This is a genomic window from Mycobacterium novum (assembly GCF_010726505.1).
Classification (GTDB): Bacteria; Actinomycetota; Actinomycetes; order Mycobacteriales; family Mycobacteriaceae; genus Mycobacterium; species Mycobacterium algericum.
The window spans coordinates 1,356,978-1,375,829 of the sequence record NZ_AP022562.1 but is presented as its reverse complement, the minus strand read 5'-3'; the positions used below and the strand labels follow the sequence as shown (position 1 = coordinate 1,375,829).

At 68.6% G+C, this 18,852-nt stretch carries 17 protein-coding genes, 1 tRNA gene and 2 pseudogenes; 12 read left to right on the top strand and 8 right to left on the bottom strand.

Annotated features, from left to right (window positions below):
- Window positions 1–6: 6 nt before the first annotated feature.
- A complete protein-coding gene (gene grcC1, locus G6N19_RS06295; RefSeq protein ID WP_081465469.1) occupies window positions 7–1,023 on the top strand; it encodes a nonaprenyl/(2E,6E)-farnesyl/geranylgeranyl diphosphat synthase in 1,017 nt (338 codons plus the stop codon).
- Window positions 1,024–1,096: 73 nt separating this feature from the next.
- Window positions 1,097–1,945: a zinc metalloprotease HtpX gene (gene htpX / locus G6N19_RS06290; protein WP_013827499.1), complete on the top strand. Its 849-nt coding sequence runs from the start codon at window positions 1,097–1,099 to the stop codon at window positions 1,943–1,945.
- Window positions 1,946–1,963: 18 nt separating this feature from the next.
- Here the strand turns inward: htpX and G6N19_RS06285 are convergent, their stop codons facing one another.
- The 4 genes from G6N19_RS06285 to G6N19_RS06270 form a co-directional block, all read right to left on the bottom strand.
- Window positions 1,964–3,475: a SulP family inorganic anion transporter gene (locus G6N19_RS06285; RefSeq protein WP_083037701.1), complete on the bottom strand. Its 1,512-nt coding sequence runs from the start codon at window positions 3,473–3,475 to the stop codon at window positions 1,964–1,966.
- Between the two features lie 141 nt (window positions 3,476–3,616).
- Window positions 3,617–4,642 (bottom strand): NAD(P)H-dependent glycerol-3-phosphate dehydrogenase, encoded by a 1,026-nt coding sequence (locus G6N19_RS06280; protein ID WP_013827501.1) that lies wholly within the window; start codon window positions 4,640–4,642, stop codon window positions 3,617–3,619.
- 19 nt (window positions 4,643–4,661) lie between these two features.
- Entirely contained in the window at window positions 4,662–6,146 is a 1,485-nt protein-coding gene (locus tag G6N19_RS06275; protein ID WP_193466317.1) for a flavin-containing monooxygenase, read from the bottom strand.
- A 35-nt stretch (window positions 6,147–6,181) separates the two neighbouring features.
- Complete coding sequence (locus G6N19_RS06270) at window positions 6,182–6,673, bottom strand: YajQ family cyclic di-GMP-binding protein (protein WP_013827503.1); 492 nt, start codon at window positions 6,671–6,673, stop codon at window positions 6,182–6,184.
- Between the two features lie 97 nt (window positions 6,674–6,770).
- On the opposite strand from G6N19_RS06270, the gene G6N19_RS06265 reads away from it, so the two are divergent.
- Window positions 6,771–6,853 (top strand) — tRNA-Tyr (locus G6N19_RS06265).
- Window positions 6,854–7,070: 217 nt separating this feature from the next.
- Here the strand turns inward: G6N19_RS06265 and G6N19_RS06260 are convergent.
- The 3 genes from G6N19_RS06260 to G6N19_RS06250 form a co-directional block, all read right to left on the bottom strand.
- A complete protein-coding gene (locus G6N19_RS06260; protein ID WP_232062544.1) occupies window positions 7,071–7,823 on the bottom strand; it encodes an EcsC family protein in 753 nt (250 codons plus the stop codon).
- Between the two features lie 679 nt (window positions 7,824–8,502).
- Window positions 8,503–8,934 (bottom strand): pyridoxamine 5'-phosphate oxidase family protein, encoded by a 432-nt coding sequence (locus G6N19_RS06255; protein WP_041316968.1) that lies wholly within the window; start codon window positions 8,932–8,934, stop codon window positions 8,503–8,505.
- A gap of 45 nt (window positions 8,935–8,979) precedes the next feature.
- A complete protein-coding gene (locus G6N19_RS06250) occupies window positions 8,980–10,503 on the bottom strand; it encodes a serine/threonine-protein kinase (RefSeq protein WP_193465997.1) in 1,524 nt (507 codons plus the stop codon).
- A 331-nt stretch (window positions 10,504–10,834) separates the two neighbouring features.
- Between G6N19_RS06250 and G6N19_RS21860 the strand changes: the two are divergent.
- From G6N19_RS21860 to vapC, 9 genes and pseudogenes are all read left to right on the top strand, one after another.
- Window positions 10,835–11,161, top strand: a pseudogene (locus G6N19_RS21860) (IS110 family transposase); the annotation flags it as partial.
- Between the two features lie 272 nt (window positions 11,162–11,433).
- Window positions 11,434–11,778: pseudogene (locus G6N19_RS21855) on the top strand (transposase); the annotation flags it as partial.
- A 66-nt stretch (window positions 11,779–11,844) separates the two neighbouring features.
- Window positions 11,845–12,159, top strand: a complete 315-nt coding sequence (locus G6N19_RS21150; protein ID WP_232062730.1) for a hypothetical protein — start codon at window positions 11,845–11,847, stop codon at window positions 12,157–12,159.
- A 115-nt stretch (window positions 12,160–12,274) separates the two neighbouring features.
- Entirely contained in the window at window positions 12,275–13,063 is a 789-nt protein-coding gene (locus tag G6N19_RS06240; protein WP_013827506.1) for a class I SAM-dependent methyltransferase, read from the top strand.
- Between the two features lie 21 nt (window positions 13,064–13,084).
- Window positions 13,085–13,561, top strand: coding sequence for a DUF309 domain-containing protein (locus G6N19_RS06235; protein WP_013827507.1), 477 nt, complete (start codon window positions 13,085–13,087; stop codon window positions 13,559–13,561).
- The gene (galT, locus tag G6N19_RS06230; RefSeq protein ID WP_193465996.1) at window positions 13,558–14,643 is read left to right on the top strand and encodes a galactose-1-phosphate uridylyltransferase; all 1,086 of its coding nucleotides are present in this window, start codon (window positions 13,558–13,560) and stop codon (window positions 14,641–14,643) included. Before G6N19_RS06235 ends, galT begins: the two co-directional genes overlap by 4 nt.
- Complete coding sequence (locus G6N19_RS06225) at window positions 14,640–15,719, top strand: galactokinase (RefSeq protein ID WP_193465995.1); 1,080 nt, start codon at window positions 14,640–14,642, stop codon at window positions 15,717–15,719. The genes galT and G6N19_RS06225 overlap by 4 nt, the downstream gene beginning before the upstream one ends.
- A gap of 23 nt (window positions 15,720–15,742) precedes the next feature.
- Entirely contained in the window at window positions 15,743–15,955 is a 213-nt protein-coding gene (locus G6N19_RS06220) for a type II toxin-antitoxin system VapB family antitoxin (protein ID WP_013827510.1), read from the top strand.
- Window positions 15,952–16,356, top strand: coding sequence for a type II toxin-antitoxin system VapC family toxin (gene vapC / locus G6N19_RS06215; RefSeq protein WP_013827511.1), 405 nt, complete (start codon window positions 15,952–15,954; stop codon window positions 16,354–16,356). Before G6N19_RS06220 ends, vapC begins: the two co-directional genes overlap by 4 nt.
- A gap of 124 nt (window positions 16,357–16,480) precedes the next feature.
- Here the strand turns inward: vapC and G6N19_RS06210 are convergent, their stop codons facing one another.
- Complete coding sequence (locus tag G6N19_RS06210) at window positions 16,481–18,847, bottom strand: lysylphosphatidylglycerol synthase transmembrane domain-containing protein (protein WP_193465994.1); 2,367 nt, start codon at window positions 18,845–18,847, stop codon at window positions 16,481–16,483.
- Window positions 18,848–18,852: the final 5 nt, after the last annotated feature.

The following is an 18,852-nucleotide window of genomic DNA, read 5'->3' as shown; positions in this document are numbered from 1 at the left end:
GGAGCCGTGAGGACACCGGCGAGTGTGGTGGCGGGGCTGGATTTCGGCGGGTTGGGCGACCCGGCGTTCGCGGGCAGCGTCCGCGACGGGGTGGCGCGCATCGAAGAGCTGATGGACACCGAGTTGCGCGGCGGCGACGCGCTGATGACCGAGGCCGTCACCCACCTGTTCGACGCCGGCGGCAAACGCTTCCGGCCGTTGTTCACCGTGCTGTCGGCCCAGCTCGGCCCCGAACCCGACGCCTGGCAGGTGACCGTGGCCGGCGCGGTGATCGAGCTAGTGCACCTGGCCACGCTGTATCACGACGACGTGATGGACGAGGCGCAGATCCGCCGCGGGGCGCCGAGCGCCAACGCGCGCTGGGGCAACAACATCGCGATCCTGGCCGGTGACTATCTGTTCGCGACGGCCTCCCGGCTGGTGTCGCGGCTCGGGCCGGAGGCGGTGCGCATCATCGCCGAGACGTTCGCCCAGCTGGTGACCGGCCAGATGCGCGAGACCCGCGGCGCCGACGAGGGGGTGGACGCGATCGAGCACTACCTCAAAGTGGTCTACGAGAAGACGGCGTGCCTGATCTCGGCGTCCGGCCGGTTCGGCGCCACGTTCTCCGGCGCCGACGACGAACAGATCGAGCGGCTGGCCCGGCTCGGCGGCATCGTCGGCACCGCGTTCCAGATCTCCGACGACATCATCGACATCGATTCCGACCCCGACGAGTCCGGCAAGCTGCCCGGCACCGACCTGCGCGAAGGCGTGCACACCCTGCCGGTGCTCTACGCGCTGGCCGAGACCGGCCCGGACGCCGAGCGGCTGCGCACCTTGCTGGCCGAGCCGGTCACCGACGATGCGGTGCTGGCCGAGGCGCTGGGGTTGCTGCGGGCGTCGGCGGGCATGGCGAGGGCGAAGCAGACGGTGGCCGACTACGCCGCGCAGGCCCGCGCGGAGCTGGCCTCGCTGCCCGACTGCGTGGGCCGTGCGGCACTGGCCGGCCTGGTCGACTACACCGTCAACCGGCACGGCTGATCGCAATGACGGAACCCGCGCGGTGTCCGCGGCGTTTAATGAGCAAGACCGCGGATCTCCGAGGAGGAAGTCGATGACCTGGCACCCGCATCGCAACACGGCGAAGACGTTCTTGCTGCTGCTCGTCATGTCGGGGCTGATCGTCTTGGTGGGCCGGGCGTTCGGGCCGCAGATGATGTGGCTGGCGGTGTTGTTCGCGGTGGGGATGAATGTCTACACCTACTTCAACAGCGACAAGCTGGCGTTGCGGGCGATGCGCGCGCAGCCGGTTACCGAGGTGCAGGCGCCGGAGATCTACCGGATCGTGCGCGAGCTGGCCACCGCCGCCCACCAGCCGATGCCGCGGCTGTATGTCAGCGACACCAATGCCCCCAACGCGTTCGCCACCGGACGCAACCCGCGCCACGCCGCGGTGTGCTGCACCAGCGGGATTCTGCGGCTGCTCAATGAGCGCGAGCTGCGCGCGGTGCTCGGCCACGAGCTGTCGCATGTCTACAACCGCGACATCCTGATCTCGTGTGTCGCCGGCGCGCTGGCCTCGGTGGTCACCGGGTTGGCCAACATGGCGATGTTCATGGGCAACCGCCGCGACGGCAATCCGCTGGCGATGCTGCTGGTCGCGCTGGTGGGGCCGCTGGCGGCGTCGATCGTGCGGTTGGCGGTGTCGCGCTCGCGCGAGTACCAGGCCGACCAGTCCGGTGCCGTGCTCACCGGTGACCCGCTGGCGCTGGCGTCGGCGCTGCGCAAGATTTCCGACGGGGTGCAGGCCGCGCCGCTGCCGCCCGAACCGCAGCTGGCCAGCCAGTCGCACCTGATGATCGCCAACCCGTTCCGGGTCGGGGAGAAGGTCGGCCAGCTGTTCTCCACCCACCCGCCGATGGCCGACCGGATTCGCCGGCTCGAGGAGATGGCCCGGGGCTGAGGCGCTTTCGCGCTCAGCTCACGGCCGGCTCGCTGGCGTGTTTGCGTCGGCTGTTGAGTCTGCCGCGGCCGCACCGGGGGTGTATACCGTGCCGCCGGTGGCGCAATGCTGTCGCCGCCAGTCCTCGATCGCCTGCTCGGCCGCCTGGTCGAGGTAGGTGGTCGAGACGTCGAGGGTGACATGCGTGCCGGCCGGGATCGCCGCCAGCACGCCCGTCAGCCGGGGCAGCGCCAGGAAGGTGCACGCGCCCGAGACGGCCACCAGCCACTCGTCGCCGATGTGCTCGGCGACGATCTTCACCCGGATCACCCGCCAGCCGGTCAACACCATCGCCAGCGCCAGCCCGATCAGCACCCCGTGCAGCAGGTTGAGGAACACCACGCCCAGCACCGTCACCAGGTAGACCGCGAGATCCCCGCTGCGCCAAGCGGCTTCGATGTGAACCGTTTTGATCAGCTGGACCCCGACGGTGATCAGCAGGCCGGCCAGCGCCGCACTCGGGATCTGCTGAACCAGCGCCGCGAACGGCAGGGCGAACAACAGGATCCACACGCCGTGCAGGAACGCCGACGCCCGGGACTTCGCGCCGGAATTGACGTTGGTGGCGCTGCGGACGATCACCCCGGTGATCGGCAGGCCGCCCAGCATCCCGGAGGTGACGTTGGCGGCGCCCTGACCGATCAGTTCGCGGTTGAAGTCGGTGCGGGCCCCGGTGTGCATCCGGTCCACCGACACCGCCGAGAGCAGGCTCTCCACGCTGGCGATCAACGCCACGACGACCACGCCGAGGAAGGCGCCAGTCCAGTTGCCGTGCGGCAGCCCGGGCAGTTGCACGGCGTCCAGCAGGGACCCGTCCAGCTTGATGCGACGCACGTCGAGGGAGAAGACCACCGTCAGCACCGTCGCCCCGACGATCGCGACCAACGGCCCGGGAACCCGGCCCAGCGCGCCGGGCACCGATCGCCAGGCGAGCATGGTGATGATGACCAGGATGCCCAGGACCGGCTCGGTGCCATGGGCCTCGACCAGCCCGTCGGGCAGGCCGGCCAAGTTCTCCCACGCCGAACTCGCCGATTGACCGCCCAGCAACACGTGAAGTTGTTGCAGGGTGATCGTGAGGCCGATGCCGGCCAGCATGGCGTGCACCACCACCGGTGAGATCGCCAGCGCGGCCCGCGCCACCCGACTCAGTCCCAGCACTATCTGCAGCACGCCTGCGCCGACGGTGATCGCGCACGTCACCTTCCAGCCGAACCGGCTCACCAGATCGGCGACGACGACGGTCAACCCGGCCGCCGGCCCGCTCACCTGCAGGGGCGACCCGCCCAGCGCGCCGACGACGATGCCGCCGACGATGGCGGCGATCAGACCGGCCAGCACCGGCGCGTCGGAGGCGATGGCGATGCCCAGCGACAGCGGCAGCGCGACCAGGAACACCACCAGGGATGCCGGCAGGTCGTAACGCAGGATCGTGCGCGATCGGCCCGATCGTCGGTCGACGTCGGTGCCGGCTTTGCGCGCGGTCAGCATGTGGTTGGTTCCCCTGCCCTCATCGGTGTTGCCGAGATGCGGGAAAACTATTGATCTTGTATTTCCGAATCAGGAATATGACATGTCCGGCAAGTAAACATCGGTTACACAGTCGGAGCGAATCCCACAGCGATCACACAGTCAGAACCCGGTTCCCTCCACCTCGTGCCCGGGTGTTTCGGCGATCAGCCCGCGGTAGGCCTGCTCGACGGTGGAGCCGTGGTTGATCACGCCGTCGACCTCGCGCGCGATCGGCATGTTCAGCCCGTACTGCGAGGCGAACTCCATGATCACGCTGGCGGCTCGCACGCCCTCGGCGACCTGGTTCATCGACGCGATGATCTCGTCGATCGGTTTGCCCGCGCCCAGCTGTTCGCCGACGAAGCGGTTGCGGCTGCGCTGGCTGGTGCAGGTGACGATCAGATCGCCCATGCCGGCCAGACCGGAGAAGGTGTCGCGGGCCCCGCCCATCGCCTCGCCGAGCTTGGACATCTCCCGCACCGAGCGCGCCATCACCATGGCCCGGGTGTTCTCGCCGATCCCCAGCGAATAGCCCATCCCCACCGCGATCGCATAGACATTCTTGAGCGCGCCGGCCATCTCGACACCGGTCACGTCGTCGCTGGTGTAGACGCGGAACCGTTTGGTGCGGAACAGCAGCGCCAGCTCGGCGGCCAGGTGTGGGTCGGGCATGGCCAGCACCGCGGCCGCGGCATAACCCTCGGCGATCTCGCGGGCGATGTTCGGGCCGGCCAGGATGCCGGCGGGGTGGCCGGGCAGCACCTCGTCGACGATCTGCGACATCCGCATGTTGGTGCCCTGTTCCAGGCCCTTGACCAGTGACACCACCGGCACCCACGGCCGCAGCTCGCTGGCGAGCTCGGTGAGCACGCCCCGGAAGCCGTGCGAGGGCACCGCCATCACGACCACGTCGGCGCTGTGGGCGGCCTCGGCGAAATCGGTAGTGGCGCGCAAGGTCTCGGACAGCACCACCTCGTTGCCCAGGTAGCGACTGTTGCGCCGGTTGGCGTTGATGTCGTCGGCGGTCGATTCGGATCGCACCCACTGCAGCGTCGGCGCGCGCCGCGAGCAGATGGAGGCCACCGTGGTGCCGAACGATCCGCCGCCGAGTACGACGACCTTGGGGGTGCGGGTAGCAGCTGCCATGGGGCGAAGTTACCCCGGCCTACCCCGCCAGTGGTTCGCTTTCGCCGGCCCGCCCGAACACCATCGACTCGTCGATCCGGTCGAAGCGGTAGTCCACGGCGTCGGCGAAGTAGTTCTGCCGGACATTCCACGGCCGCTTGGTGCCGGACTTGGGCAGCGCGTGCAACGAGCGCAGCACGTAGCCGGCCTGAATGTCCCAGGCGGGCTTCTCGGTGAGCGGCTCATCGCCCAGATGCGGGTAGGCGTGGGTGTAACCGCGCGAGTTCATGTGGTCGATCAGCTTGGCGGTGGCCCGGGCGGTCATGTCGGCGCGCAGCGTCCAGGAGGCGTTGGTGTAGCCCACGCACCAGAACAGGTTCGGCACGTCCTCGAGCATGTGCGCCTTGTAGACGAACCGGTCGGCCGGCTTGATCTCGGTGCCGTCCAGGCTGATCCGGACTCCGCCCAGCGCCTGCAGCTGCAGGCCGGTGGCGGTGACGATGATGTCGGCGTCGAGGTGCTGCCCGGATTGCAGCGCGATACCGGACGCGTCGAAGTGATCGATCCGGTCGGTGACCATCTCCAGCCGCCCGGCGCTGATCTCGCCGTAGAGATCGGCGTCCAGGATCAGGCAGAGCCGCTGATCCCACGGCTGGTACGGCGGCTTGAAGTGGACATCGACGGGGTAACCGGGCGGCAGGTTCTTGACGGCCTGGCGGCGCAGCAGCCATTTCATCAGCGGTGGCGTCTTACGGGCGAGGAACCAGACCACGCCCTCGAACAACGCCATGGTGAACCGGATGAGCAGGTGAGACCACTTGCGGGGCAACAGTTTCGCGACCACGTCGACGAACCTGCTGTACTTCGACGCCGAGATCAGATACGTCGGCGTGCGCTGCAGCAAAGTGACCTGCCCGGCCCGCTGCGTCAGGGCCGGCACCAGTGACATCGCGGTGGCGCCGCTGCCGATGACTACCACCTTCTTGCCGGTGTAGTCCAGGTCCTCGGGCCAGTGCTGCGGGTGCACCACCGTGCCGGTGAAGGTCTGCACGCCCGGGAACTCCGGCGTGTAGCCGTCGTCGTAGTTGTAGTAGCCGGACCCGAAGAACACGAACCGGCTGCGGTAGCTCCGGGTGGTGCCGCCCTCATCGACGGTGACCGTCCAGGTGTCGGTCGACGAATCCCAGTCCGCGGCGGTCACGTGGCTGTTGAACCGGATGTGGGAGTCGATGCCGTGCTTGCGGGCGGCGTCGGTCAGGTACTCGCGGATCTCGTGGCCCTCGGCCACCCGTTCCCGGCCGGTCCACGGCTCGTACGGCAGGCACAGCGTGAAGATGCTGCTGTCCGAGCGCACCCCGGGGTAGCGGAACAGGTCCCAGGTGCCGCCGATGCGTTCGCGGCGCTCCAGGATGACGTAGCTGGTGCCCGGATTTCGCTCGGCGATGCGGTAGGCCGCGCCGATACCGGAGATCCCGGCACCGATGATGACGACGTCGACGGCATCCTGTGTGTTCACGGTCACCAGCCTAGGCACTCGGCGGGCCGGTGGGCAGGGCCTTTCTACCGGTAGTTGACAAACTGCAGTGCAATGTCCAAATCGGCGCCCTTGAGCAGCGAGATGACGGCCTGCAGGTCGTCGCGTTTCTTCGACGAGACCCGGATCTCCTCGCCCTGGATCTGGGTCTTGACGCCCTTGGGGCCCTCGTCGCGGACCAGCTTGTTGATCTTCTTGGCCTGCTCGGCGTTGATGCCCTGCTTGAGGCCGCCACTGACCTTGTAGGTTTTGCCCGAGGGTTGCGGGTCGCCGGCGTCGAACGCCTTCATCGAGATGTCGCGCCGGATCAGCTTCTCCTTGAACACCTCGACGGCGGCCTTGACCCGCTCCTCGGTGGAGCTGACCAACTCGATGGTCTCCTCACCCTTCCAGGCGATGGTGGTGTCGGTGCCGCGGAAGTCGAACCGCGTGGCCAGCTCCTTGGCGGCCTGGTTCAAAGCGTTGTCGACCTCCTGCCGGTCGACCTTGCTGACGATGTCGAACGATGAGTCCGCCACGAACCTGTCCTCTCTTTGGTGCGGTGCTGCGCTGTGGTGCTGTGCTGCCCGCTTGTGTCGCGGGTCCATCCTCGTTGTAGTCTGCTAGGCGCGATACGGCAGGTTGCCCGAGCGGCCAATGGGAGCGGACTGTAAATCCGTCGGCGCAAGCCTACGCAGGTTCGAATCCTGCACCTGCCACCCAGGTCAGGCCCCCTCCCGAGGGGGCCTGATTGGTTTCCGGGTGTTTGTAGTCCGCGGTGAGTCCGCAGCAGAATCGAAAGCGGTCGCTACGGCGTCCAGATCGTCGGGCACAGCCTTGGCGGCCGCACCTACGTTCGTGGCCCAGCTGGATCTGGGCCACCAGCACCGCGCCGTCCACGCATCCGGTGGCGTTCGATGCAAGGTCCCAGCCGGGTTAGGATCCGAGTCGGTCTACGGGGATGAATGTCGTCTTGGAGTACCTGGCGATCTGGTTGATCGCGACGACATTCACTCCTGCGCCGACCCCGCCCCCGACGAGGGGAATCCCCTTGATGAGGTTGATCGATCCCCTGGTGCCGAACTTCGTGAGTAGGCGATACCCCACTTTCTTGTTGATGTTGATCAGGACACGGCCCGGAAGCCGCCGCAGGCCAGCTAGGGTCGTCTTTTTGCCGACCTCCACGCCTACCCGACCCACCACGGCGCTGGCGTTGGCGCCAAGCAGTGAGATCAGGACCGCGCTGCGCACCTCCTCCGACTGGACGTCGTAACCTCGGAGGATCGCAATTGCCGCTGACATACGTGCGCACAACATGTAGAAGACCGTGACGTCAGTCGTTACTGCAACCGGAAGGGTCGCCAAGCCACCCATCCCCGTAGCAAACCCCGAAGACCCGACCCAACGACGGTGAATTGCGATCAAGCGCTTGATCGCGGCCTCGGTGTCGCCGTGGGTGGTGAGGGCCTCCTCTGCAATCTGGGTAGCCGACTTGTATGGCCCGAGTCCATCAACACCGATGGCGAGAATCTTGTTGGCGAACTTTAATGCCCGACTCGAATCGGCATCGGGGAACAGCGGTGTTGCGCCCTGGTCGCCCCCGTCCTCAGATCCATCGCTACCGGTAGGGACATGAGCGCCGGGGTCCATAATCTTCCTCACTGCCTGGTCGAAGGCCGTCTCAGTCATCGAAAAGACGGCTCCGCAGCCGTCTCCCGGGGTAACACTACTGGCGGTCACCGACTACTTCGCCGCCACTTTTGGCCGGTAGTCGATTCTTGTTGGTGGTGGTGTAAGGCTCGTCGAGTTCCTCGGCCAGGCCGGTGGCGATGACGTCGTCCATCGCTGCGTGAATGCTGTCCTGGATTGCCGACGGTCGTCGGGGCGGTTCGGACATGGCACGCCGTGACCTGTTCCAGGCTCTCGCCAAGGAAGGGCTGTTGTCCGGTCAGCGCATAAAAATATCGACGCGGGCATCGGCTATCTCGGCTCGGAACCGTTCTGGGGCCGTGTACGGCCATGCCCCAGTGTGGCGGTATTGGTCAGTCCGGTTTCCCCGGCGACCCGGGCGATTCCGAAGTCGACCAGGTACGTGAGGTCATCTCTGGGACAAAGACGTTGAGGGTTCGACGTCACGGTGGGCCCGTCGCGTCGACGGCCACGAACGTCAGATCCTTCCCTCACAATCCGGTGACGTCTATTCGGTTATCCATGGCCATTGACACCGCATAGCGCGGTACCGAACGTGGGGCAGAAGCTTCGCTGACCAGTTGATTGCAAGGGCCAAATCCGCCGGCGCAAGCACACACAGGTTCGAATCCTGCACCTGCCACCAGACTTAAGCCACCATTGTTGGGGCTTGACGTGTTTACAGGTCCCCCGAGAAATCCGCGCTGAACCAGCGGTCGGGCCGGATGGTGAACAGCACGCTGGAAGCGCCGTCCATGTTCGCGGCGAATGCGCGCCCGCCTTCCTCGCCGAGGTAGCGGATCGCGATCGCCTCCCGGGGTTCCCGTGGCGCCGGTGTGGTGGTCTCGGTGACGGTGCCTTCGACGATCACGTACTGGTAGGGCAGCTCTTCGCGCTGCACCACCAGCGTCACCGCGCCGGCCTGCTCGATGAGCCGGGCTTTGCGGTTGCCGGCGCCGGTGTTGACCACGATGTCGCCGCCGGGGGTGTAGTCGTACCAGATCGGGACGCTGGCCGGGGGCCGGCCGTTGTCGGCGGCGACGGACAGCACGGCGACGTGCTTGTCGGCGAGGAATTGCTGACGTTCGGTTTCGGTGAAGGGTTTGGGCATGTCGGCTCGAACGGCCACAGCTGCCGGGCTATTCCGGCGTCCGGATCACCAGTCGCCGGGCAGCGGTTTGGTCCGGGCCCACGGGGTGCAGCCGTAGCTGACGAACATGCCGTCCTCGGCGCGCGGGTCGATTTCGACCGTGGGTGTGCCCAGCGTGATCAGCCGCGATCCCGTGTCGACGACCTGACCGTGCCGGTCGAAGACGGTGTAGCTGCACGACCCGCCCGGGCCGAGGCCGGCGCCGTAGGTGCCGTAGGGCATGTAGTCGGGGATGGTGTAGGTGCCGGGAGGGAACACCGGCCCGGTTCGCTCGGGGGATCCGGCGATCTGGGCCGCTGCGGCCACGCAGTCGGCGCGCGGGTAGCGGGCCAGGCAGTCACTCCAGCCGATCTGGCCGACGATCGCCGAATCGACCCGGGTGACACCGGGATCGGCCTGCCAGGAGTAGCCGGCGAGGCCGCTGACGCAGCGCAACACCGTGCCCGACGTCGACGTCGCGGTGGTGTTGAGCTGGGCATGACTGCACATCGAGTCCAGCAGCGCCGCCGCGCGCGTCGCGGTGGTGGCCGGGGCGCTCGGTGGCGGTGTCGTGGTGGTCGGCGGTGCGATGACCTGCGGGGGAGGCGGTGCGGTCACGGTCGTCGTCGACGTGGTGGTCGTGGGTGGGGTCGGGGCGGCGGCCGGCGCCGGCGGTTCCGGGTCCGAGGTGCTGCCGAGCAGATACAGCGCCAGTAGCGCCGCGGCGGACAGTCCCCACCCCTTGGAAACCCGGCGCCGGGGCTTCGGTGGTGAGAACGGCCGCGGGGCGGGTGCGGCCGTGTGCAGCGCGGCGGCGAACTCTTCGCAGCTGGCGTACCGTTCGGCCGGATTCTCGGCCAGCGCCCGGGCCAGCGCCGCGTCGAGGCGGGCCGGGTCGGGGTGCACCGGCGGCTTGCCGGTCAGCAGGTGATAGGCGGTGGCGGCCAGCGCGTACTGATCGGCCCGGTGATCGATCGCCTCGCCGCGCAGCTGTTCGGGAGCGGCGTAGCGCAGTGTGCCGACCGCCATGTTGGTGGCGGTCAGGCCGCTGACCTCGTCGACGCGCAGCCCGATCCCGAAGTCCGCCAAGATGATTCGGTCACCGGACTCGCCCGGCTTGGTCAACAGGATGTTCGCCGGCTTGACGTCGCGGTGCAGCAGGCCGCGCTGATGGGCGTAGTCGAGCGCCTGCGCGACGGCCGTGACGATCTCGACCACCTGCTCGCGGGGCAGCCCGCCCGGGTGGTGCTGCAGCAGCGCGTCGGCGTCGGGTCCGTCGACGTAGTCCATCGCGATCCACAGTTGCCCGTCGTGCTCGCCGCGGTCGTGCACGCCGACGATGTGGGGGTGCCACAGTGACGCCGCCAGATCGGCTTCCCGGTGGAACCGCTCCCGGAAATTCGGGTCGGCTGAGACCTGGCCGGGCAGCACCTTCAGCGCGTCGCGGCGCGGCAGCCGCGGGTGCTCGGCCAGGTAGACCTCGCCCATGCCGCCCGAGCCGAGCTGCCGCACGATGCGGTAGCCGGCGAACGTCGAGCCTGCGGTGAGCATGGCGTGACCGTATCGCCGGGCACCGACATTTAGCCTTTGAGTGGGTCCGTGGGCGGTCGAGGCTACCGACCGGGACACGTGGTGATCCCTGGCATCTGAGTGGCCGCCCGCGGGCCCGGTGTCTGGTCGAGCGGTGTCCCTGTTCGGGAACTTGGAGCCAGCCTGGGTGCGGGACTCCTGCTTAGAGAATGTCTGGGCCGTGGCCGTGGTGGTCAGTCACCTGGGAATCCGAAGTGACTGACAGGAGGACGACGATGGCGTTGACGTTAGGTATCGACGTGGCCTGTCGGGCTGCGCATCAGGCGACCCTCGCCGCTGACGGGAAGACGGTGTGGCGGGGCCGGAAGTTCTGGACCAGGCGGCGGATTTGGAGCGGCTCTGGAACGACCTCGACCTTGAAGACCCGGGCGAGCTGACCGTGGTGGTCGAGCCTACGAGGAACGCGTGGATCGTGGTCGCGGAGTGGTTCCGCCGCCGCGGCACGAAGGTGGTGATGGTCCCTACAACGCAGTCGTCGGACCTGCGTAAGTACTACTCCAAGCACACCAAGAACGATCGGATCGACTCCGAGCTCCTGGCGCGGCTGCCGCTGCTGCATCCCGAAGGGCTGCGCGAGTATTCAGGGCAGGGGCCGGCCGATCCGTTGCGCCGGCTGACTAAGCAGCGCTCGACGATGGTGAAACGCCGTACTGCAGTCTTCGCCCGACTCGATGCGCTGACCGAGCTTCTCGGCCCGGCCTGGTACGAGGCCATGAACGCTCGCTATGGCATCGCGGCGTTGGAGTTCCTGGCCCGCTACGCCGACCCGCACGTGGTGATCCGGCTCGGCCAGGCCCGCCTGTCCCGGTTCCTGATCGGCCGTTCCCGCGGCGCCTGGCGCGAGGACCGGGCCGCTGCGCTAATTCTCGCGGCGAAAGAGACTCTCGCACTGTGGGACACCGGGGATGGCGACGGGATGGACTTCGCCGAACTGGCCGCCGACATCGCCCACGAGGCCGAACAGGCGCTGTTCCTGACCGGTCAGATCAAAGAGATCGACGAGCGGCTCGCGAACCTCTACGCCGACGCCGACCCCGACGGCATCGTCGCCTCAGCACCCGGCGTCGGTCCCACGATCAGCGCCGTGATCGCCGGCCGGATCGGCGATCCCCACCGGTTCACGTCCTGGCCGCGGTCCGCGCCTACTCCGGCCTGGTGCCTAGAGTCAGCCAATCCGGGGTCAGCAAAGTCGAGTCCAGCATCACTAAAGCCGGCGACCCACTGCTGCGTGAGATGCTGTTCGCGGCCGCCGACCACGCCCGCAAGGTCGATCCCCAGATCGCAGCGAAGTACCAGCGCCTGATGGCCGGCGACCGGCACCATTCCTCGGCGATCTGCCACCTGGCAACGATCATGCTGACCCGGATCGCGGCCTGCATGCGCAACGGAGAGCACTACGTCCTGCGCGATGTCGACGGCACCGTGATCACCGAGGCCGAAGGTCGCATCATCGTCCAGCAGCGTTACCAACTCGAACCGCGCCGACGCGACAACGTCCGGCACAAGAGAATGCGCGAACGTCGCAAGGAGGCGGCGGGCCAGGAGTCACAGGAGTCGCCAAGCGCTCCAACATCCGGGCCCGCCGACACCCAGCCTACGAGCCAACACGTGGCTTGACTCCGGTTAGGAACTCACCGAGCGCCGGGCCGATGCCGCTGCTCAGGAATAAAAGGAAAATTAGGGTCTAAAGTCTACTAGCGGCCGCGGGGCTGGTAAGGCTAACCTTCGTCGCATGACTCTTCCGATGCCCGACCGCAAAACCGCTGACCTGCCCGGCCACTGGCTCTTCGCCCGGCTCGGCAAACGGGTGCTGCGGCCCGGCGGGCTCGGGCTGACCCATCGGATGCTCACCGACGCGAACCTGGCCGGTGCCGACGTCGTCGAACTCGCTCCCGGCATGGGCCGCACCGCGCGGGACATCCTGGAGCACACCCCGGGCACCTACACCGGAGTCGAGGCCGACGAGAACGCCGCCAGCACGGTCCGCTCGGTGGTGGGCGACCGCGGCCGGGTGGTGACCGGTGAGGCGTCGCAGACCGGGCTGGCCGCCGACAGTGCCGACGTGGTGATCGGTGAGGCGATGCTGACCATGCAGACCAACGCGCACAAGTCCGAGATCATGCGCGAGGCCTTCCGGGTGCTGCGGCCCGGCGGCCGCTACGCCATCCACGAGATGATGCTGCAGCCCGCCGACGTGCCCGAGGCCGTCAAGGAGGAGGTCCGCACCGCCCTGGCCCGTTCCATCAAAGTCAACGCCCGCCCGTTGACCGCCGCGGAATGGTCCGAGCTGCTCACCGAAGCCGGATTCGAGGTGGAGAAGATCTCTTATGCGCCGATGGCGCTGCTGGAGCCGCACCGGCTGATCGCCGACGAGGGCCTGTTCGGGGCGCTGCGGTTCGTGTTCAACGTGCTGCGTGACTCCGACGCGCGGGCCCGGGTGCTCAACATGCGCGCGACGTTCCGCCGCCACCGCGACAACATGGCCGCCATCGAGGTGATCGCCGCCAAACCGGCCGCGTAACGCACTTGCCATGATGGACGGGTGACTACCCGCGACCGCGACGAGTCGGGCCGGCCCCGCAACGCCCGCCCGCGAGACCGGCTGGGACGGCCGCTGCCGCGCGGCAGCAAGGGCGGCGTAGAGGGCGTGCCCGACGATCTCGACCTGCCGCCGGCGCAGACGCTGGCCTACGCGCAACTGTTGCTCGATGACGGGCTGGCGTTCAACGCCCACGAGGTGCTCGAAGCCGCCTGGAAACACCGGCCCGACGCCGAACGCGATCTGTGGCAGGGCTTGGCGCAGCTGGCGGTCGGTGTCACCCACGTGCAGCGCGGCAACGTCATCGGCGCGGTGAGCCTGCTGCGCCGCGGCGCCGACCGGCTGGCGACCGTACCCGCCCCGGTGCCGTACGGGATCGACCTCGCCGGGCTGCGCAGCTTCGCCGCCGGGCTGGCCGACGACCTGGCGGCCGGCGTCGAGATCGCCCCGCAGCGGTTGCGTCCGCGGCTGGTCGCGTGAGCGCCCCGACCGGGTGGTCGCTGGCCGACGGCCGCGACCTGTTGTTCTTCGCGCTGCCGGGCCATACCCCGGCGCCGGTGCCCGACCGCCGGCCGCTGCCGCCGCGCGACCCCCAACCTTCTGATCTGAGGTTCGACCGCACCACCGGCCAGTGGGTGATCATCGCCGCGCAGCGCCAGGACCGCACCTATCACCCGCCCGCCGAGGCGTGCCCGCTGTGCCCGGGCCCGAGCGGGCTGACCAGTGAGGTGCCCGCACCCGACTACGACGTGGTGGTGTTCGAGAACCGCTTCCCGAGCCTGGCCGGGACCGGAGCCGCGGTTGCCACACCGTCTCCCGCCGGTGCCGAGTTCGTCGCCGCCCCCGGTCATGGCCGCTGCGAGGTGATCTGCTTCTCGGCCGATCACACCGGGTCGTTCGCCGACCTGAAACCGGCGCAGGCCCTGCTGGTGGTGCAGGCCTGGCGGCACCGCACCGCCGACCTGCTGAACCGCCCCGGCATCGAGCAGGTGTTCTGCTTCGAGAACCGCGGCGAGGAGATCGGGGTGACGCTGGGCCACCCGCACGGCCAGATCTACGGCTACCCGTACCTGACCCCGCGCACCGCCGCGATGCTGGACCAGGCCCGCGGGCACCGAATCGCCCACGGCGGCAACCTGTTCGCCGACCTGCTGGCCGCCGAGCTGGTCGACGGTACCCGCATCGTGGCATCCAGTGAGCATTTCACCGCGTTCGTGCCGTTCGCGGCGCGCTGGCCGGTGGAGGTGCATCTGTATCCGAATCGGCGGCTGCACAACCTGACCGAGCTGACCGACGCCGAGCTGGACGACTTCGCGAGGATCTACCGGGATCTGTTGGGCCGCTTCGACCGTATCTACGACACCCCGCTGCCCTATATGGCCGCGCTGCACCAGTACCGCGCCGCGGGTGTGCAGGCCGACGGCTATTTCCACGTCGAGCTGATGTCGATCCGGCGCAGCGCCACCAAGCTGAAGTATCTGGCGGCATCCGAATCGGCGATGGACGCCTTCATCGCCGACGTCACCCCGGAGTCCGTCGCCGAGCGGCTGCGGGCGCTGTGATCGGCTATTCCGCGCCGGGCCGGGTCAACCTGATCGGTGAACACACCGACTACAACGGCGGTTTCGCGCTGCCGATCGCGCTGCCGCAGCGCACCAGCGTCACATTCACCCCGGCGGAGATCGACACACTGACCGTGCTGTCGGACCACGCCGACGCCTCGGTGCGCATCCCGTTGGACACCGCGCCGGGCGGGGTGACCGGCTGGGCCGCGTATGTGGCCGGGGTGATCTGGGCGCTGGGCGACAGCGGGTTGGTGCTGCCGGGCGGCACCATGACGATCAGCAGCGACGTGCCGATCGGTTCGGGCCTGTCGTCGTCGGCGGCGCTGGAGTGCGCGGTGCTCGGCGCGCTGACAACGGCGACCGGGGTGCGCCTCGACCGGGCCGAGCAAGCCCGTATCGGGCAACGCGCCGAGAACGACTACGTCGGCGCCCCAACCGGATTACTCGATCAGCTGGCATCCCTGTTCGGGGAAGTCTCCACCGCGGTGCTCATCGACTTCCGTGACGTCACGGTGCACCCGGTGCCGTTCGACCCGGACGCCTCCGGGGTGACGCTGCTGCTGTTCGACTCCGGGCAGCGCCACGGCCACGTCGACGGGGAGTACGCCGCCCGCCGGGCGTCCTGCGAGCGGGCCGCCGCGGCGCTGGGAGTGTCGTCGCTGCGGGAGGTACAGCACCGCGGCGTCGCGGTGCTCGACGCCGTCGGCGACCCGGTCGATGCGCGCCGGGCCCGGCATGTGCTGACCGAGAACGAACGCGTGCTGGATTTCGTTGCGGCCGTGTCGGAGCTGGACTTCGCCGCCGCCGGGAAGTTGTTCACCGCATCGCACGCCTCGATGCGCGACGACTTCCAGATCACCACCGCCCACCTCGACCTGATCGCCGATGCCGCGGTCGCCGCCGGCGCGCTGGGCGCCCGGATGACCGGCGGCGGATTCGGCGGCTGCGTGATCGCGTTGGTGCCGACCGAACTCACACTGAAGGTCGGCGACGCAGTGCGGTCCGCGGCGCTGGCCGCCGGTTACGGCGAGCCGGAAGTCAGCCGGGTCTATGCCGCTGCTGGGGCCGGATAGCGAAGAAGGTGTATTGTTGGTGTATGGCACGCACCAATATCGAAATCGATGACGAACTCACCGCTGAGGTGATGCGTCGCTTCGGCGTGACCACCAAGAAGGCGGCTGTTGACCTCGCGTTACGCCGTCTCGTCGGCGCGCCCTTGACCCGGGAGTTTCTGCTGGGCCTCGAGGGCATCGGGTGGGCGGGTGACCTCGATGAGTTGCGCAGCGAACAACCCGGCGAACTCGGATGATTCTGGTCGACACCTCGGTATGGATCGAATACTTCCGGGCAACCGGGTCGGCGGCAGCGCTGGAAGTGCGGCGGCTGCTCTCCGAAGAACCCGATCAAGTAGTGACCTGCGAGCCGATCGCGATGGAGATCTTGGCTGGCGCAAGCAACGAGCAGACCTACCGAATGCTTGAGCGGCTGGTCAACGGGTTGTCATCGCTGGGGGTCGAGACGGCAACGGATTTTCGGTCGGCCGCGGGCATCTACCGTGCTGCCAGAAGCACCGGCCAGACGATTCGCAGCATCAACGACTGCCTTATCGCCGCGGTCGCGCTGCGCCATCATGCCCGGGTTGCGCACCGCGACGCCGACTTCGAGGTCATCGAGGGGATAACCGGCCTGATGACCACATCGCTGCGCTGACCGGGATCAGATCGGATAGTCGGGCAGGTCGAAGTCGTCGCGCACCGAACCGGCGAGCAGCCTCGTCAGCAGTCGCAGGTTCATCGCCCGGATCGCCAGGTTGCTTGTCGCGACCCGCAGGCGCTCAGATCATCTCGTTGGCGGTCAGCCAGCGCATCACCGGCCAGCCCACGAACACCGGCAGCCAGCACGTCAACACCCGGTAGAGCAGTACCGACGGGACGGCCAACGCGGCGGGCACCCCGAATGCGGCCAACCCACCGATCAGGGCGGCTTCGACCGCGCCCACCCCGCCGGGCGTCGGCGCCGCCGAGGCCAGGGTGCCGCCGACCATCGTCACCACCGTGACGGTGACGAACGAGGTGTTGCCGCCGAAGGCTTCCACGCTGGCCCACAAGGCCAGTGCCGCACCGAGAGTGGTGCCGGCGGCGCCCAGCACGATCAACGCCAGCCGCTTGGGTTCGCGGGCCAGCTCCATCAGGTCACCGCTGACCTCGCTGAGGCGCGGGCGCAGCGCCGTCGTCAACCACCGGCGCAGGTTGGGCACCAGCAGGAAGGTGCCGGCCAGGCCCAGTGCCACACCGGCGATCAGGTACAGCATGGTGGCGCTGGGCACGAAGTGGGACAGGTCGGCGCGGGCGCCGGCGGCGGTGGTGAAGACGACCAGCAGGATCACGTGCACGATCACCTGCACCGACTGCTGCAACGCCACCGCGGCGGTGGCGCGCAGCGTACTCAGCCCGCCCTTGACCAGGAACCGGGTGCTCAACGCCAGCCCGCCCACCCCGGCCGGGGTGGTGGTCGCGGCAAACGTGTTGGCCACCTGCATGATCGCCAGATCGCGGAATCGGACCGAGCCGTTGGTACACGCCCACAGCGCGCCCGCCGCGCCGACATAGGTCAGCGACGACACGATCAGCCCGACGAGCGCCCACGACCAGTTCGCGTTCCGCAGTTGGGAGAAGAACGTCGGGACCTGGCTGATGAACGGGTACGCGACGTAGACCAGCCCGACCAGCAGCACCAGCTGGATCAGCTGGCTGCGGGTCAAGCGGGTGATCGTCTTGGTCTGGATCTCCTGAGTATTGGTCTGGCGCTTGACCTCTTCGCGGGCGGCGGCCATCACCGCGCCGGCGTCGGGGACCGCCTTGCGGAGCCGGGCCGGCACCGCCGATTTGGTGAGGCGCCGTGAGGCGGCCAGCACCGCGGTGCGGCCGAAATGCTCGATCGCGGCGCCTACCGCCGCGGCCGCGTCGTACAGCGACGACGTGGTCACCAGCAGCTGGGCGATATCGGATTGCAGCTGGGCGTCGGTGGCGCCGTACTCGGCGTTGCCGAAACCGCCGAACAGCACGGTGCCGTGCTCGACCGTCATCTCCTTGCTGCGCAGGTCGCCGTGGGAGATCTGTTGATCATGCAGCCGGCGCAGCGACTCCCAGGCTTTGCCCACCGGGGTCTGGGTGGTGCAGTCGGCCAGCGGAGTGCCGCGCGGCGGGGTGTGCGCGTAGAGCGTCCAGCCGCGGTCGAGGGCGGCCAGCGCGACGATGTCGGCGTTGGCGACCCCGGTCTCGCCGATGGCGATCGCCATCAGTGCACGGTGCTCGACGGCGCGATGCAGCGAGGCGTGCAGCGGCGCGGTCTCGGTGGTGCGCAGCCGGAACTTGCGCCACAGTTGGCGCACCGCGCCGCCGCTGCGCTGGTTGGGGCCGTACAACTCGATCAGCGCCGGGTGCTTGCCGGCGGTGGACAGCACCAGCGGGCCGCGGCCGGCCGGGCGGAGGACCGTCAGTTCGGTGACGGTGCAGCCGCGGCGGGCCAGGCTGCGCACCGCGCCGTCCAGCGGCACCTCGAGTGCCGGGGTGCCGACGATCAGGATCACCAGCGCCCCGACAAACCAGCCGACGGCCAGGCCCAGCAGCGAGCGGGCCGGCACGATGGCGCTGACCACCAGGTGGATCGGCACGAACGCCAGCAGCAGCGCCCACCACCAGCGCCGCCAGCGGGCCGGCAGCCACGGCCCGGAGACGGTGAGCATCGCGGCGAGCATGGCGATCCACCGCGGGTCGTCGAGGAACTGGGCCAGCGTGGTCGCCAGCCGTTCGGATAGGTCGAAGTGCCAGCTCGGTGCGGCCAGTCCGTTGCTGCGAATGGACAGTGACGCCACCGCGAGCAGCCCGGCGATCGCATAGGCCGCCAGCAGTTTCCACTGCCGCGAGACGACCAGGCCGATCAGGATCGCGAACGGCAACGCCACGATGGCGATGCCGTAGGCCAGGTAGACCTGGTTGGCGTGGGTGGGGGAGAGCACCCCGATGATCTGGGACACCGAGCGTTCCAGCGTCACCCATTCGTAGCGGGTGACCAGCGAGCTGGTGATGACCGTCGCGAGGAACAACGCCGCCAGCACCAGGCGCAGAATGTCGTTGGTGCGTCGGGTCAGCGGCTGCAGCAGGTTGCCGGTGACGGCGACGTCGCGCCCCTCAACTCGCATGATCA